Below are 13,284 nucleotides of genomic sequence, written 5' to 3' on the forward strand. Positions count from 1 at the left end.
ACACACGCGTACCGCGATCGCCATGGCTCTGTCGACAATCGACAAATATGGGTTCACATGCGCACGGTCCCTCGATCGGGCCGTCGGTAGCCGAGATCCTCGATTCACACGCCTGCGGCACCGGATCACCGGTCGACACCGCGGCTCGGGTCGCCGATGCCATTGCGGCCCGCGGCGACGACGGGACCTGGCTGTCTACCGTCCCCCGCGCCGAGTTGCTCGCCGCCGCGGCCGCGATCGAGAACCGGCCCGGCGCCCGGACCCTGCCGCTCTACGGGGTGCCGCTCGGCGTCAAGGACAGCATCGACGTCGCAGGGGTGCCCACCACGCTGTCCTGCCCGGACTACGCCTACGTCGCCGACCGCACCGCACCGGCCGTGCAGCGGCTGCTCGACGCGGGCGCGCTGTACGTCGGCAAGACCAATCTGGACCAGTTCGCCACCGGCCTCAACGGCACCCGAACCCCGTACACGGTGCCCCGCAGCGTCTTCGGCGGTGAACTCATCTCCGGCGGGTCCAGCTCCGGATCCGCTCTGGCCGTCGCACTCGGCCAGATTCCCTTCGCGGTCGCCACCGACACCGCGGGATCCGGCCGGGTGCCCGCCGCCCTCAACGGCGTGGTGGGCTTCAAACCCTCGCGCGGGCTGATCAGCACCGTCGGGCTGGTGCCCGCGTGCAAATCGCTCGACTGTCTGAGCGTCATGGCGGGCTGCATCGACGACGTGGACCGCGTCTTCGATGTGATGGCCGGCCGCGACGACGATGACCCGTGGTCCCGCGACCGCGGACCACGCCACGACGGCACTCCGATTCGGGTCGGGTTGCCACCGGTCGCGGAACTGGAGTTCTTCGGCGACGACGCCATGCGCGCGGCACACCTGAGGTTTCGCGTGCAACTGGAACGGCGGGTCACCGTCGTCGAGGTGTCCCTGGAGCCCTTCCTGGCCGCGGGTGCGCTGCTCTACCAAGGCCCCTGGGTCGCTGAACGATTGGTCGAGTTCGGCGATTTCCTGGCCGAACGACCGGACTCGATCCACCCGGTGGTTCGGGAGATCCTGCGCAGCGGACTGGACTACACCGCCGTGGACGCGTTCGCCGCACTGCAGCAACTGCAGAACCTCAAAGCCCGGGCGAGCCGGTTGTGGCAGACGATGGACGTCCTGGCGGTGCCGACCATCGGCACCACCTTCACTGTCGAGCAAGTCCGGCAGCGGCCCATCGACTGCAACACGATGCTCGGCCACTACACCCACTTCGGCAATCTGCTCGACCTGCTGGGGGTCGCGGTGCCGCTCGGAGTGACCAGCGACGGACGACCCTGCAGCGCGATGCTGCTGGGCGACGCACTCCGCGACGACACCGTGCTGGCATTGGCCGCCCAGATCCTCGACGAGCCCCGCCCGAGGGCCGCGGCGGCCGCTACAACCGTGCAGGAGCAGGTATGACTTCCACAGCTGTGCCGGCCGAGCCGTCGGCCTTCTCCCTCGCGTCCGGCCGCACAGCGCTGATCGTCATCGACATGCAGCGAGATTTCCTGCTGCCCGGCGGCTTCGGAGAGAGCCTGGGCAACGACGTCGGCCGGCTGCTCGAGGTGGTCCCCACGCTGGCGGCGCTGATCGCAGCCGCGCGCGAGGCCGGGATCCTGGTGATCCACACCCGGGAAGGACACGAGCCCGATCTATCGGATTGCCCGCCGACAAAACTCAACCGTGGTGCGCCGTCCAAACGGATCGGTGACCCGGGCAAGTACGGGCGCATCCTGATCCGCGGCGAATACGGCCACGACATCGTCGACGAACTGGCCCCGATCGAGGGCGAGGTGGTGATCGACAAGCCCGGCAAGGGCGCGTTCTACGCCACCGAACTGCAGGACGTGCTGACCGGCGCGGGCATCACCCAACTGCTGGTCACCGGCGTGACCACCGAGGTGTGCGTGCACACCACCACTCGTGAGGCCAACGACCGCGGCTACGAGTGCCTGGTCGTATCCGACTGTGTCGGTTCGTATTTCCCGGATTTTCAGCGGGTGGGGCTGGAAATGATCAAGGCCCAGGGGGGCATTTTCGGATGGGTCGCGGACTCGGCGGCGGTCATCGGTGCCCTACGACAACTCACCACCGACGCCAGCTGAGAGGAAACCGGCCATGTCCACCGAAGTCACCGATCCCACCGCAGCCGACCCCCCGTCCGGCGAGACCGCCCCGCCGTCCGTACCGTGGTGGACTCGGGGAGACACCAATGCCTTCTTCGGGCTGGGGTTCAACATCCTGGTCAACGTCTTGACCTTGACCGGTCTGATGATCGGGGTGGTGAAGGTTGCGGCGAGTGACGTCCTGGGCACCATCCTGCCGGCCCTCGGCGTCGCACTGATCCTCGGCAACCTGTACTACACGTTCCTCGCCCGCAGGCTGGCCAGGCGCGAGAACCGAACGGACGTCACGGCTCTGCCGTACGGGCCGAGCGTGCCACACATGTTCATCGTGGTGTTCGTGGTCATGCTGCCGGTGTACCTGAACACCAAGGACGCCATGCGAGCCTGGTCGTCCGGACTGGCGTGGGCCTTCATGATCGGCGTGATCGTGATGATCGGTGCGTTCGTCGGGCCGTACATCCGCAAGCTGACCCCACGCGCGGCGATGCTCGGCACGCTGGCCGGCATCTCGATCACGTTCATCTCCATGCGGCCCGCTGCGCAGATGTGGGAGGCCGCGTGGATCGGCCTGCCCGTCATGGCGATCATCCTGATCGGCTTCTTCACCGATATGAAGCTGCCGTTCGGTATTCCGGTCGGGCTGGCCGCGCTCCTGGCGGGCACCGCGATCGGCTGGATCGGTGGCTACATGTCGGCGCCCGATGTCGGACATGCGGTGTCGGACATCGCGATCGGCATCCCCGACCTGCGGGTGAACATGTTGTTCTCCGGGTTGTCGCATCTGGCACCACTGCTGGGAACCGCCATCCCACTCGGTGTCTACAACTTCACCGAGGCCATGAGCAACGTGGAGAGTGCCGCCGCGGCCGGTGACAACTACAACCTGCGCAGCGTGCTGCTGGCCGACGGGGCCGGCGCGGTGATCGGATCGGCCTTCGGCTCGCCGTTCCCGCCCGCGGTCTACATCGGGCATCCCGGCTGGAAGGATGCGGGTGGCCGCGCGGGCTACTCCCTGGCCAGTGGCGCGGTGATCGGGATCTTTTGTTTCCTGGGGCTTTTCGGCGTACTCGACGCTTTGCTGCCGGTGCCGGCGATCGTGCCGATCCTGCTCTACATCGGTCTGCTGATCGGCGCGCAAGCGTTCCAGGCGGTGCCGCGCCTGCACGCGGTCGCTGTGGTGGCCGCGCTGCTGCCCAACCTCGCGCAGTGGGCCAGCGGACTGATCGACAACGCGCTGAGCGCGGCCGGAACTTCCGCGTCCAAGGTCGGAGTCGGGGCGCTCAACAGCGCGGGCGTGGTCTACGACGGTCTGGAGACCCTCGGCCAGGGCGCCGTGCTGGTGGGCCTGATCCTGGGCACCATGGTGACGTTCGTCCTGGAGAAGAAATTCCGGTACGCCGCCATCGCGTCGGCGGCCGGAGCGGTGCTGTCGTTCATCGGGTTGATCCACGCGCCGAAGGTGGAGTGGGCGGCGAATCCGCATGTCGCCCTGGGCTATCTGTTCTTCGGGATCGTCTGCGTCGCGTTCTCGCTCCTGCCCGGTTCGAAGGATCCCGTCGAGCACGACGAAGCCGATATCGTGGCCGGTCACTAGTACTCCAGCCGAACAGGCGAGGTCCTTTCGCGCTCTCGCCGCAGGTGTGGCGTTTCCACGCCTCCGACGGGGCGTCCGCGACGAGCTGGGGCCGGATACTCTCGGCCGGGTGAGGGATGGACTGGATCACGGCGGGAAACTAGCGCTGCCGGAGGCACTGGTGGCGGTGGCAGCGGTCGGTTTCGAGTGCGAATACGACGACGAGACGGACGACGTGGTCGGCTGTGACTTCGGGATATACGAGGACTTCGAGCCGGCCGAGCGGACGGCGTGGTGGTATCGGCTGTGGACTGCGAACGAGGAGGTGGACGGGAGCGAGTTCCGGTTCTTCGGTACCAGTGACGCAGGCGATTACACCGGGTTCTGGTTGGTTCGGGGCGCGGTACCGATCGAGCGGCAGCCGGTTGTCTATCTCGGGTCGGAGGGGCAGCGTGGTGTGGTGGCCCGGGATCTGGCCGATCTGTTGTGGCTGTTCGCCGCGGGTTACGGTCCGTCGGAGGCTGTCGAGGGAGTGGACGAGTCGTGGACTCCGCAACCCGATGCACGGTTGCGTGCGATCGCTGAGCGCTACGCTCCCGGGCGCGAAGGGTCACCGCAGCAGATCCTGGCGGCCGCGGCCGCCGAGTTCCCGCACTTCTCCGAATTCATCGACGCCCAGTGCCGGTGACCGTCGTTCGAGTACGACTCACGCTGCCAGCAGTACCGCGAGTTGGGTGCGGCTGGTGCAGGAGGTGGCCGAAAGGGCGCGGCTCAGGTGCTTTTTCACGGTGTCGACGCCGATGAAGAGACGGTCGGCGATCTGGCGATTGGTCAGGCCCTGGGCGGCCAAGTCCGCGACCTCACGTTCGCGGGGAGTCAGCTGCCACCGTTCGCCGATCGCGCGGCGCTCTCGGTCCCGGTCGAGCCGGCCGGTCACCAGCGGGGCGAGGTGGCGGCGCAGTGCGTACAGCACCGCCACCTCGCGGTCGGAGATTCGCGGGCGATCGCCTACCGCCACACCGACATACAGCACGCCGGACGGGGCCGCGTCCACGACCGTCGCCGCTTTGTCGGTGATCCCGTTCGGGCGCAGGAACTCCGCGACGAACGGGGTGCCGGCGGCGATGTCGCTGAGCCGGATCACCCCGCGTTCGAGGATCATTCGGCATACCGGTTCGCTGCGGAAGGGGTCCTGGTCCGCCCACCGCGCGGCGTAGTCGGCCAGGAATTCGGGGCGGTATCCGCCCTGCACTCCGCAGCCTTCCCGCACCGCGTCGGGCAGAGTGTCGCCGTGCAGGACGGCCACTCCCACGAAACCGAACCAGGTCTGCAACGCCCGCAGCAGCCGCTCGCGGAACTCCGGCAGGTCGGTCGTGCGGTCGACCGCCTCCAGCACACCCACCAGGCGGCGATGGTCCTCGGCACTGAGCTGCTCACCCGCGGGAAGCGGACGCGGGCGGCGGGTCAGGTCGATCAGCGCTCCAGTCATGCCGTCGATGTTCCACCTTCGGGCCATACCCGGCTACTCCCGGCGACGGCAAGCTGGAACCAGCACCTCGGGGGACCGGCCCCCGGGCACAGCGAAAGGGACACACCATGAGCACACGTCGCTGGCTGATCACCGGGGCCAACAGCGGTTTCGGCGCCGAGTTCGTGCAGGCCGCGCTGGCGGCCGGGGACGACGTGATCGCCGCCGTGCGCCGGCCGGAGACCATGGCCGAGGTCGCAGCCGCACACCCCGGCCGCGTGCACGTGCTGCAGCTGGACGTGCGGGACGGCGCGGCGGCCGAGGAAGCGGTGAAGGCCGCGGGGCGCATCGATGTCCTGGTCAACAATGCCGGCTACGGCATCGTCGGGGCGATCGAGGAGACCGCGGAGACGGATCTGCGAGATGCCATGGAGGTCATGTTCTTCGGCCCACTGCGCCTCACCCAGCTGGTGCTGCCGCAGATGCGCGAACGGCGTTCCGGCGCGATCGTGCAGGTCTCGAGTATGGGCGGGTTCCTGTCCTTCGCCGGCGTCGGTGCCTACAGCGCCGCCAAGGGCGCGCTCGAGCAGGCCAGCGAAGCGCTTGCCGCAGAGGTGAATCCGCTGGGCATCCAGGTGCTGATCGTCGAACCGGGCTCCTTCCGGACCGGTTTCGCCACCCCGTCCGCACTCCATTTCACCGGCGAGATCGCGGACTACGCCGACACGGTCGGCGCCGTTCGCACCGCCCTGTCCGACTCGGACCAGCAGCAGGCGGGCGACCCGGCCAAGGCCGCCGCCGCGGTCATCGCCACTGTCGGCCAACCGAATCCGCCGTTGCGCCTCGTCCTGGGGCCCGACGCCGTCGGAGCCGTACGCGGCAAGATCGCGGCGGTCGCAGCCGACCTGGAGGCCACCGCACACCTCGGCCTGGCCACCGACCACACCGCCCGGTAGTAGCGAGCTCAGCAGCTCCGAGATTGGACGGTGAAGGCGCCGGGAGTGTTCATCCAGTCGAATGTGCTCACGCTGGAATGGCCCGTCTGGGCGAGGTATTGCACGCGCTGTGCCGCCGCGGCGGGATCGGGATCGGTGTCGTCGAGAGCCGGAGCGACGCTTTCGGCCCCGGTCGCGACGGTGATGTAGTGGTTCGCGCAATACCAGGACAGGTCCCGGTTGTTCAGCCAGTAATCGGCTCCGGCGTCGAACAAGACGAACCACGGTTGCAGGCCGGCGTCGTACTTGGTGCGTGGGTCACCACCGGCCCCGCCCGGTGACAGGTTCGGGAACATCATCGCCTGGCCGATCCTGCCGGACGCGGCGAGACCGGCCACGTACTCCGCGTACTCCTGTTCGGTCGACAGATTGTCCAAATGATCACTCGCCAGCACGTTTTCGACCGTGCCGGTGATCGGATAGAGGAGGAATTTGCCGCGCAGCTGGTTCCAGGTCGGCCAGGCACCGGCCTTGGCCGCTTGATCGAGGTTCTGATACTTGGCCCCGAGCAGATCCGCGGGTGTGAACACTTTGCGCCGGCCGAGGTGTTCGGCGATGAGACGGTCCATGTCCGCGGGCCCCATTGCGGCGTCGCTGCGAAAGCCCCACTTCATCTCGAATTTGAGGTAGATCGGATCGTGGCCGGGATGACTGTCGCTCCAGCGACTCAAGTCGTCGAGGCAGGCGGTCAGATCGCCGTTTTCCTGGGTGGTCTCGGCGCCACCCGAGCCGGTGGAGCTGCCCTTGCCGGTGGAACTGCCGGGGCCGTCCTCGTGTTGACAGTTGTTGTCGTTGACGAACGGGTCGGAGTGGCCGACGATCCAGCCGTGCTCACCGCCATAGGTGGTGTAGACGTCGATCTCGAGCACGTGCGCGCCCTTGTCCAGCCCGTCGAGGATAGACGCACCCTTGGCCGGATCGTAGGCGTTGTGCAGTCCGGTCACCGAGATCTGGTTCAGCGGTACGTCGCCGAAGGCCGAGTTGTCCATGGGTGCGGCCGATCCGGGCACCGAGCAGACGACCGTGACGAGGGCAGTCGATGCCATCCCGGCGACGGCGGACTTGCGCAGCCATCGGCTGATCTTCCCTGGGGCAACGGCTTCCAATCCAACTCCTCGGCCGGGGGGGCGGCAGGACCGCATCGTGCGCACCTGCCACCGCGACTCATCAGGGCATGTCGATCACTCTGGCGGCAGTAAACACGATCGGCACGCCACTGTTGGTCGATCGACCAGAAAAGGTGCGGATCCCCGGCGGACAGGTCGGCCGCCCCGCCGATCCCGGCCGGCGCCGAGGGCCCGATATGGGGGGAATTCCCGGATGTGCCGGGACTTTCGGTTTCTACCGTGAGGGAATGCATTCGGCCACTGATGTTTTGTCCTACGCGGCACAGAGCCCCCAACCTCCACACGTCGTGGGTGTCGTGGTCCTGGCCGCGCTCGGGTGTTCGGTGGGCGCACTGCTGACCGGGCTCGCCGTGCCCTCATGGCGCCACCGCACCTGGACATTCACGGTGGGCGGGCTCGCTGGCCTGCTCGCGATCTACCTGGTCGGGCGCGGACTGGCCGAGTTCTGGATCGTCGACTACGCGGACCCGGCCAGCTACCGCGACGATTGGGGCGGCCCCACCCTGCCGGGCGTGCTCGCGGTCCACAGCGTCCCCTGCCTGCTCATCCTGGGTGCCGCGGTTATGCAGCTGCGCAAGAGATTCCGGTCAGCCCCCTTGACCCTCCAGGCGGCCGGACACTTTCCGCGCCCAGGATCGCCGGCAGGGCGACTCGCTTCGGGAGACGCTCCCCCACCGATGACCGCGACCCGCCTGCCGCGGAGATCGTAGGAATGGAGTCAGCGGAATACGAACAGGTCAGTTCCGGAATTTTTCCGGGCCTGACCTGTATCGACAGGTGACGCAGTCACCACTGCTGGGCGGGCCCCTGGTTACACGGGATGACCTGGACCACTGCCGAGAGCGTCCGGCCGTCGAACGTCTGCCCGTCCAGACACATGTCCGCGACGAGGCCGTTGCGCAGACTGTTGTCCGATCCCAGAAACCATTGCTGCGCGGGTCCGCCGTTACACGGGATGACCTGGGCGACTCCGGTCAGCGAGATGCCGTCCATCGTCTGCGCGTCCAGGCACATGCCCGGATTGAGGCCGTTGCGCAGGCTGTTGAAGGATCCGCCGATCCACTGCTGCGCGGGTCCGCTGTTGCAGGTGATGACCTGCGCGACCCCCGTCAGCGTGACACCGTCCATCGTCTGCGCGTCCAGGCACGTGCCCTGAACCAGCCCGTTGACCAGGATCGTGCTCGCCGACGCCGACGGCGCGCAGATCGCCGTTGCGGTGGCGGCCAGCGCGGCTCCTCCCCCGAGCCACCGCGCCGGCCGCCATCTCCCCCGCTGCGCCGGCGAACCGTCCACAACACGCGGTTTCCGCATCTCGTCCCCCTCCGCGTCGCATCCCATGGAGCGACTTCTCCTGTAGCCGAACATTTTTCGTCCGAGGCACAGCGAAAGTATCCAGGGCCACTTTCGAGATCCTTAACAACCGCATGCGCCCAACTGCGCGACGATCGTTGGGGCGCTTCAGGTTCGGCGCGAATGACCGTGACTCGGGTCCATCGGGACGACCGCGCTCGGCTAGGGCTATATCGCATGGGAGCGTCGGAAGGGAGGACAGCTGAGCTTGGCGGTTCAAGTAGGATCACGCGGTTGACCGCCCACTTTCCGGCTACGACATGCTCAGGTGCGGTCGCTGTCGAGACAGCTGGTACACCACTCTGCCGGACACAACCTTGCCCGGAGCTGTGCACAACTGCCGGCGATCCTGCTTCTGCACCGAGGGGACGCAGCCAACCTCTGTTGGTGCCGGCACGATCCGACCGCGCTGGCTCCGGTCACGTCTCGACGACCACCATGTTTCCGCCCATCCGCTTCGCGCGGTACATCGCGGCGTCGGAGCGGCGGATGAGGTCCTGGAGGCTGGGCCCTGCTGGTCCGCTGTCGGTGACAGCGACCCCGACACTCGCGGTGACCGGACCGCAGTCCGATTCAATGGCCTGGCGCATTCGCTCGGCTCCGGCGACTGCGCCGGCCTCGGCCAGGCGCGTGAGGATTACGAACTCCTCACCGCCGCTGCGGGCGACTACCGTGCCCGATGGAGCGCTTGCCCGAAGACATGTCGCGACCCGAACCAATGCCTGGTCACCGGCAGAGTGGCCGAAAGTATCGTTCAAGTTCTTGAACCGGTCCAGGTCGACGGTTATCAAACCGATCGGCCCGCAGGTGTGGGGCCGGAACCAGGCCGACGAATAGTAGTCCAGACCACGACGGTTCAGGAGACCGGTCAACGGATCGGTCAACGCATCGATTCGTAGCACCCAGTAGCAGAATTGCAGCGCCGGTATCAGCATGACCGTCACGGCGGCCGTGGTCAGCACCGCCGACGCAGCCTCCGCGACATCACTTCCGTGGTCCCGCATCATCAGGGCGGCCAGAAGCAGAACAGACAGCAGTGACCATCCCGCGTGCAGCACCAGAATCCGGGGCCCGTGGAACATGGCGATATACCCGCCCGGGGCGACCAGTATCATCAGGCTCAGCGTTCCGAACAGCCGGTTGCTGTCGGCCAGGCATCCGCAGGTGATGAGCACGTCCACGGTGGCCATCCGAGCCAGTGAATACCGTTCGTTCGGCCACGGCCAGAATCGCCAGAGCGCTGTCCCGACGATCATCATCGCGGTGGTGAATACGGCGAGTGCTCTCGCCCGCCCTCCAGGGCCGGAAGAGGAGTACAGGTTGAGGCCCATGATCACAGCCAGCGAGAGGCTGACCAGCACGACGATACTCTTCATCATGCCCAGCGCCCCGTGCGCTTCGAAGGTACGGACCAGCCAGCGGTAGTCCAGGGGATCGCGCCACCACGAGCGCAAAATCCCCAGCCTGATCGAATACGATCCGTTCACCTGCACCGCCAGCCCGGTCCATCGTCGGCTATCGGTAGATTTTAGCGCCTCAGGCCGTATGAGCGTGCAAGGCTTCAGCTGTGTCAGCTATTCCTCGAGGCCGGCGGTCAGACGGTCGATGCTTTTCCCGAGTAGCTCACGAGTCAACCGGTGCGCGTCTTCTCCTGCGCCCGCCGCGATTGCCGCGGCGATGGAGCGATACGCCGCGGGCTCCGCAAATTCGGCGCACATAGCGGCGTCGGCCAGCACATCCAACCCCATCGCCTTATAGCTCGTCACGACAGTGTTCATCACCATTCGGTAGGCAACATTGCCGCAGCGCTCCAGTATCAGCGTCCAAAAAGCCATGTTCGCGGCCATGGCACTGGTGACATCGTCAGGCGGATCCGGAAATTGAGCCGCGGCCGCGGTAATCGCACACCGGTCCGCATCCGAGGCCCGTTCGGCACAGAGCCGGGCCGCGTCGGCGGCAATGGATCGCCGCATGACGAACAGATCAGCGAAGAGCCTACGAGGCGGAACCACACCCGAGCCGAGTAGTTCAGCGAGGGTGTCGATGCCGACGACGGCGTGCCACTGTGCGACCACGCAGCGCCCGCCGTCCCGTTCGACCACCAATCCGGTCCGGAGCAGACGGTTGAGGGTGTGCCTGATCGCCCCACGATCGACCAGAAAGGTCTCGGCCATCTCGGCCTCCGATGGCAACACCGTCCCCGGGGAAAGTTGCCCAGCAAGGACCGCGGCCATGACATGCTTGAAAATCCTGTCGGCCTCACCGGCTGAAGACGCCGGTGCAAACTCCATCTACCAATGGTAGAAGCCGCTGATCCAACGAGTCCAGCAGCATACCCGGCCGCAGCAATCCTCCGGCCACCGCGGCCGCGCGGGCGGACATTGTTTCGGCGATCGGGCCACGAGGTCCGAGCAGCGGCCGCCGCTCGGACCACGACCTTTCAGTCGGCGTCGGCCTGCTCGATGAGGTCAGCGACCGCCTCGGGCTCGGACTGCATGATCAGGCGCGGGCAGTCGGCCGCCACCGCCGGAGCTGACACCGGAGACGCCGGACACGCACCCGCCCGCCGCTGCCCCTCGAACGAAGTCGCGCCTTCAATGGTGCCGACTCCCGTCCGAATCTCCGTCGCAGAGCGCGGTCACTACGCAGGACCCGAAACAACTGCGCGAACTGCGATCGATCCAGCCATGAATCGGACCGTCGACGCAGCCGAGCTTGCGACCGGCCGGCGAACGGACTCGTGCCGTCCACTGACCGCGCGGTCCATCGTGCACCTCAGGTGAGAGCCGGATCATGGCATTACCTATCGCCCCCGCAGGTTCGAGGCGGATTGACATCCGGTACGAGAACGGGTGCGAAATCGTGGGCCGCTGTGGGCTCTCGGGGCTGTCGGACGCGGCCACGATCGTGACGAATGCTGCCAGCACCCTGGCGCCGGTCGTGGGTGCACGAATTCTCGCCTTCCGCAATCGATCCGCAAACCGGTCGGTCTTCGTCGCGGGTCTTGTGCCTCATACCTCGCAGGGAATTGTCGGGCGGATGTGCTGCGGCGCAGGGTGAACCGGTGGTCGTGGAGAGGAACAAGGACATGAATGCGGAATCGGCTCGGATGCGTCATTACCGCCTCGAGCCCGGGCGCGGGCTCGAGTGGTTGACGCTGCAGCAGCGTGCGGTGCCGACCCCGGGCCGGAACCAGGTGCTGGTACGGATCCGGGCGAACGCGGTAGGTTTTCGTGATCTGCTGGTCTTGGCGAACAATTACCCGCTGCCGATCACCCCGGGCGTGGTTCCGGGCTGTGAGGGCGCCGGCGAGGTGGTGGCGATCGGCGCGGATGTCACCCGGTTCGGGGTCGGTGACCGGGTGGCCGCGGCGGTGTTCCCGCAGTGGGTCGACGGGCCGTTCCGGTTCGATTCCGCGGCTCAGCTGGGCACCATGATCGACGGTGTGCTCACCGAATACGTGGTGCTCGATGAGCAAGGGCTGGTCCGGATCCCGGAGTATCTGTCCTACGAGGAAGCCGCCGCGCTTCCGCTGGCCGCCGTCACCGCCTGGCATGCGCTGACCGCCGGTGCGCCGCTGCGCCCGGGCCAGACCGTGCTGACTCTGGGCTCGGGTGCGGTCTCGTTGTTCGCGGCCCAGCTGGCCGTCGTGGCCGGTGCGCGCGTGATCACGACGACATCCAGTGCGGCCAAAGCTGACCGGTTGCGGAAGCTGGGTGTCGACGAGGTGATCGACTACCGCCGAAATCCCGACTGGCACGAGGCTGTGCGAGAGCTGACCGGCGGGGCGGGCGCCGACCGGATCGTCGATAGCGCTGGGCCATTGCACAAATCGATCCGGGCGGCGGCGCTCGGTGGTGAAATCGCACTGGTCGGCTATTGGCTGTCCGGCGACGCGGGTGCCGAACCCATCGATCCGGAACTGCTGTTCAATACCGGTGCGGTGGTGCGGCCGATCGCGACCGGCAGTCGCGCGCATTTCGAGGCCCTGATCCAGGCCCTGACCGTCCACCGCTTGCGTCCGGTGATCGACCGCGTGTTCGCCTTCGATCAGCTCCCGGAGGCGCTGACCTACATCGGATCCGGTGGTGGTTTCGGCAAGGTCATCGTCAGCCACAGCTGACCGCGGCACCGAACCCGAAGGTCACCGCTGTTGCCCTTGCCCAGCCCGGGCAAGGGCAACAGCGTGCAGAATGCACTGACTCCACCACCTGCAGCGGCAGGCACTACCCGACCACCCACGGTGTCGACGCGAGCCGGATCAGAGTCGAGGTCTACGGCAGCGACTGGGCCCGGGCGGCCGGCGGCGGCACCGGGGCGGACCAGGCGAATCGCCGCGTCGAGGTCGACCTGGTCAGCGACGAACGCTGATCCGGGGTCGGCCGGTGCGGGCCGGTCCCGCCGCCCTGCCAACTGGCGGACTACCTGTCCGGCCGACGCGGTGTCGTCCAGTTTCTGCGTGCCAGCCGGCCGCTTGCATCACCGGTACGTGACCAGCCGGGGCTCTGCCGAGCAGCCAGCGTCGCTTGTCGGTGATCTCACTTCGGTCGAGCAATAGGACGGTGAGTTCGTACGTGGCCGCGATATCACCGGCTTCGGCTGTTGCACGCACCGCAAAT

At 67.2% G+C, this 13,284-nt stretch carries 12 protein-coding genes; 7 read left to right on the forward strand and 5 right to left on the reverse strand.

Features of this window, described 5'->3' with window-relative positions:
• Positions 1 to 47 precede the first annotated feature (47 nt).
• The 4 genes from EBN03_RS10890 (at position 48) to EBN03_RS10905 (ending at position 4,413) form a co-directional block, all read left to right on the forward strand.
• Positions 48 to 1,445 carry an allophanate hydrolase gene (locus EBN03_RS10890; RefSeq protein ID WP_122187801.1) on the forward strand — a complete coding sequence of 466 codons (1,398 nt, stop codon included), beginning with the start codon at positions 48 to 50 and terminating at the stop codon, positions 1,443 to 1,445.
• Positions 1,442 to 2,131 carry a cysteine hydrolase family protein gene (locus EBN03_RS10895; RefSeq protein WP_122187802.1) on the forward strand — a complete coding sequence of 230 codons (690 nt, stop codon included), beginning with the start codon at positions 1,442 to 1,444 and terminating at the stop codon, positions 2,129 to 2,131. The genes EBN03_RS10890 and EBN03_RS10895 overlap by 4 nt, the downstream gene beginning before the upstream one ends.
• A gap of 13 nt (positions 2,132 to 2,144) precedes the next feature.
• On the forward strand, positions 2,145 to 3,746 hold the full coding sequence (locus tag EBN03_RS10900; RefSeq protein ID WP_122187803.1) for a SulP family inorganic anion transporter: 1,602 nt from the start codon (positions 2,145 to 2,147) through the stop codon (positions 3,744 to 3,746).
• Between the two features lie 109 nt (positions 3,747 to 3,855).
• Entirely contained in the window at positions 3,856 to 4,413 is a 558-nt protein-coding gene (locus EBN03_RS10905; protein ID WP_199742719.1) for a hypothetical protein, read from the forward strand.
• Positions 4,414 to 4,431: 18 nt separating this feature from the next.
• Here the strand turns inward: EBN03_RS10905 and EBN03_RS10910 are convergent, their stop codons facing one another.
• Positions 4,432 to 5,214, reverse strand: a complete 783-nt coding sequence (locus tag EBN03_RS10910; protein WP_233608301.1) for a helix-turn-helix transcriptional regulator — start codon at positions 5,212 to 5,214, stop codon at positions 4,432 to 4,434.
• Between the two features lie 107 nt (positions 5,215 to 5,321).
• Between EBN03_RS10910 and EBN03_RS10915 the strand changes: the two genes are divergently transcribed.
• Positions 5,322 to 6,149, forward strand: coding sequence for an oxidoreductase (locus EBN03_RS10915; protein ID WP_122187804.1), 828 nt, complete (start codon positions 5,322 to 5,324; stop codon positions 6,147 to 6,149).
• An 8-nt stretch (positions 6,150 to 6,157) separates the two neighbouring features.
• Here the strand turns inward: EBN03_RS10915 and EBN03_RS10920 are convergent, their stop codons facing one another.
• Positions 6,158 to 7,294 (reverse strand): Ca2+-dependent phosphoinositide-specific phospholipase C, encoded by a 1,137-nt coding sequence (locus tag EBN03_RS10920; RefSeq protein WP_158675591.1) that lies wholly within the window; start codon positions 7,292 to 7,294, stop codon positions 6,158 to 6,160.
• 248 nt (positions 7,295 to 7,542) lie between these two features.
• On the opposite strand from EBN03_RS10920, the gene EBN03_RS10925 reads away from it, so the two are divergent.
• Complete coding sequence (locus tag EBN03_RS10925; protein WP_147471531.1) at positions 7,543 to 8,025, forward strand: hypothetical protein; 483 nt, start codon at positions 7,543 to 7,545, stop codon at positions 8,023 to 8,025.
• A gap of 76 nt (positions 8,026 to 8,101) precedes the next feature.
• Here EBN03_RS10925 and EBN03_RS10930 read toward each other — a convergent pair whose 3' ends face one another.
• The 3 genes from EBN03_RS10930 to EBN03_RS10940 form a co-directional block, all read right to left on the reverse strand.
• Positions 8,102 to 8,626: an RICIN domain-containing protein gene (locus tag EBN03_RS10930; RefSeq protein WP_158675592.1), complete on the reverse strand. Its 525-nt coding sequence runs from the start codon at positions 8,624 to 8,626 to the stop codon at positions 8,102 to 8,104.
• 458 nt (positions 8,627 to 9,084) lie between these two features.
• Positions 9,085 to 10,152: a GGDEF domain-containing protein gene (locus EBN03_RS10935; RefSeq protein ID WP_147471532.1), complete on the reverse strand. Its 1,068-nt coding sequence runs from the start codon at positions 10,150 to 10,152 to the stop codon at positions 9,085 to 9,087.
• Positions 10,153 to 10,239: 87 nt separating this feature from the next.
• A complete protein-coding gene (locus EBN03_RS10940; RefSeq protein ID WP_122187809.1) occupies positions 10,240 to 10,956 on the reverse strand; it encodes a FadR/GntR family transcriptional regulator in 717 nt (238 codons plus the stop codon).
• 797 nt (positions 10,957 to 11,753) lie between these two features.
• On the opposite strand from EBN03_RS10940, the gene EBN03_RS10945 reads away from it, so the two are divergent.
• Entirely contained in the window at positions 11,754 to 12,788 is a 1,035-nt protein-coding gene (locus EBN03_RS10945) for a zinc-dependent alcohol dehydrogenase family protein (protein WP_199742720.1), read from the forward strand.
• Positions 12,789 to 13,284 lie beyond the last annotated feature (496 nt).

The sequence above is a fragment of the Nocardia stercoris genome, from assembly GCF_003696265.1.
Taxonomy (GTDB): domain Bacteria; phylum Actinomycetota; class Actinomycetes; order Mycobacteriales; family Mycobacteriaceae; genus Nocardia; species Nocardia stercoris.

Coding starts and splice junctions, on each gene's coding strand:
- EBN03_RS10890 (WP_122187801.1), top strand. CDS start 48: ATGGGTTCACATGCGCACGGTCCCTCGATCGGGCCGTCGGTAGCCGAG.
- EBN03_RS10895 (WP_122187802.1), top strand. CDS start 1,442: ATGACTTCCACAGCTGTGCCGGCCGAGCCGTCGGCCTTCTCCCTCGCG.
- EBN03_RS10900 (WP_122187803.1), top strand. CDS start 2,145: ATGTCCACCGAAGTCACCGATCCCACCGCAGCCGACCCCCCGTCCGGC.
- EBN03_RS10910 (WP_233608301.1), bottom strand. CDS start 5,214: ATGACTGGAGCGCTGATCGACCTGACCCGCCGCCCGCGTCCGCTTCCC.
- EBN03_RS10915 (WP_122187804.1), top strand. CDS start 5,322: ATGAGCACACGTCGCTGGCTGATCACCGGGGCCAACAGCGGTTTCGGC.
- EBN03_RS10925 (WP_147471531.1), top strand. CDS start 7,543: ATGCATTCGGCCACTGATGTTTTGTCCTACGCGGCACAGAGCCCCCAA.
- EBN03_RS10930 (WP_158675592.1), bottom strand. CDS start 8,626: ATGCGGAAACCGCGTGTTGTGGACGGTTCGCCGGCGCAGCGGGGGAGA.
- EBN03_RS10940 (WP_122187809.1), bottom strand. CDS start 10,956: ATGGAGTTTGCACCGGCGTCTTCAGCCGGTGAGGCCGACAGGATTTTC.
- EBN03_RS10945 (WP_199742720.1), top strand. CDS start 11,754: ATGAATGCGGAATCGGCTCGGATGCGTCATTACCGCCTCGAGCCCGGG.